The 1,255-nt window shown below is 72.9% G+C and carries 1 protein-coding gene and 1 pseudogene; one reads left to right on the top strand and one right to left on the bottom strand.

Going from position 1 to position 1,255, the window contains the following annotated elements; genetic code table 11:
- Positions 1-604: pseudogene (locus tag FV223_RS27925) on the bottom strand (sulfotransferase); the annotation flags it as partial.
- A gap of 86 nt (positions 605-690) precedes the next feature.
- On the opposite strand from FV223_RS27925, the gene FV223_RS27920 reads away from it, so the two are divergent.
- Positions 691-1,128 (top strand): heme-binding protein, encoded by a 438-nt coding sequence (locus FV223_RS27920; protein ID WP_147729912.1) that lies wholly within the window; start codon positions 691-693, stop codon positions 1,126-1,128.
- Positions 1,129-1,255 lie beyond the last annotated feature (127 nt).

The raw sequence follows: 1,255 nt of genomic DNA, 5'->3' as shown, positions 1-1,255 counted from the left end.
GCCCGAGCGCGGCGACGAACCGCTCGACCAGCGTCGCGTCGGAGCGCGCGTCGCGCAGCGGCACGGCGATCACGGCGCCGTCCGTCGCCCGCGCCCAGGGCGCGATCAGCGCGCGATAATCGAGCCGCCCGGAGCGGCGGTTCGCACGAGCGTATTCGCGGAAGCTGCGCGGCTCCTTCACCAGCTGCGCGCGGTGGGCGTAGGCGGAGTTCAGGAACTCGAACGGCGGCTTGACCGCCATCACGACCTCCATCGCGAAGCCCCGGCGGGCGAACGCCTCGGACAGCGTCCGGGGCACGCCGAAGCTCGGCCGCTGCACCGAGAAGTCCTCGTAGGACAGGATCACCGTGTCGGCGTCCGTCTCGGACAGGACGCGATCGAGGCGCGCGAGCATCGCGCGGCGCTCCCCCTTCGGCCGCCGACCGTCGAGCGCCTCGCCCAATCCCTGGTGGTTGACGTCGGACCCGGGCTGGGCGCCTTCGGGTGCGAGGTCCGGGTAGAGCAGGCCGGCTTCCGCCAGCCGCGGCCGCAGGTTGGCCAGCACCTGCTGCAGCGATGTGGACCCCGTCCTGGGCATTCCGATATGGATGATCGCGCGACGCACCGTCGATCGCCTCCCTGTCCTGATCCCTGGCCGTCGCGGACCGTCCGCGCGGCCGTCCGTCCCCCCCAAGATCCCCCTCGGTTCCGATGATCGACCTGACGCTCGAGGCCGCCCGCACCATCGTCGCCACCGCCCTGGAGACGGCGCGAACGCGCGGCCTGAAGCCGCTTGCGGTGGTTGTATATGACGATCGCGGTTCTCTAAAATGTGTCCAGGCGGAGGACGGCACCTCGCTCCGCCGCGCCGAGATCGCGATGGGCAAGGCCAACGGCGCGCTCGCGCTCGGCCTCGGCTCGCGGGCGATCCACGCCCGCGCCGAGGCGCAGCCCTACTTCGTCGCCGCGGTGAGCCACGTGGTCGGGCCGGCGGCCCTGGTGCCGGTCCCGGGCGGCGTGCTGGTCCGTGCGGCCGACGGGCGCCTTCTCGGCGCCGTCGGCATCTCCGGCGACACCTCGGACAACGACGAGATCTGCGCGGTCGCCGGCATCGAGGCCGCCGGGCTCGTGCCCGAGACCGGCGCCTGAGCCGATGCGCCTGCCGCGCCGGGGACGATGGCGCCGCGATTGTCGTAGGTGAGAAGGCCGTCGTAGAGGTCGCGCAGGATGTGCGCCTCGGCCACCGTCGAGGAGCGATGCGGATCGAGGGTCTCGG

The organism is Methylobacterium sp. WL116, from assembly GCF_008039455.1.
GTDB lineage: Bacteria > Pseudomonadota > Alphaproteobacteria > Rhizobiales > Beijerinckiaceae > Methylobacterium.
This window is presented reverse-complemented; position numbering and strand designations above follow the sequence as displayed.

Bases quoted from the DNA above. Each gene is read 5' to 3' on its own strand.
- FV223_RS27920 (WP_147729912.1), top strand. From the start codon at position 691: ATGATCGACCTGACGCTCGAGGCCGCCCGCACCATCGTCGCCACCGCC.